Source organism: Staphylococcus sp. EG-SA-15, from assembly GCF_017151895.1.
GTDB classification, from domain to species: domain Bacteria; phylum Bacillota; class Bacilli; order Staphylococcales; family Staphylococcaceae; genus Staphylococcus; species Staphylococcus aureus.
Genome location: NZ_JACVZN010000108.1, coordinates 1 through 254, shown reverse-complemented (window position 1 = coordinate 254; position 254 = coordinate 1). Strand labels below are relative to the sequence as shown.

Below are 254 nucleotides of genomic sequence, written 5' to 3'. Positions count from 1 at the left end.
TTTTAACAAAAAGGAGTCTTCTGTATGAACTATTTCAGATATAAACAATTTAACAAGGATGTTATCACTGTAGCCGTTGGCTACTATCTAAGATATGCATTGAGCTATCGTGATATATCTGAAATATGGTTCTGTTGCAAAGTAAAAAAATATAGCTAACCACTAATTTATCATGTCAGTGTTCGCTTAACTTGCTAGCATGATGCTAATTTCGTGGCATGGCGAAAATCCGTAGATCTGAAGAGACCTGCGGT

Annotated in this window: 1 pseudogene; it reads left to right on the top strand. The window is 35.4% G+C overall.

Annotated elements, in window-relative coordinates:
* Positions 1-24: 24 nt before the first annotated feature.
* Positions 25-126, top strand: a pseudogene (locus IDG64_RS14550) (IS6 family transposase); the annotation flags it as partial.
* Positions 127-254: the final 128 nt, after the last annotated feature.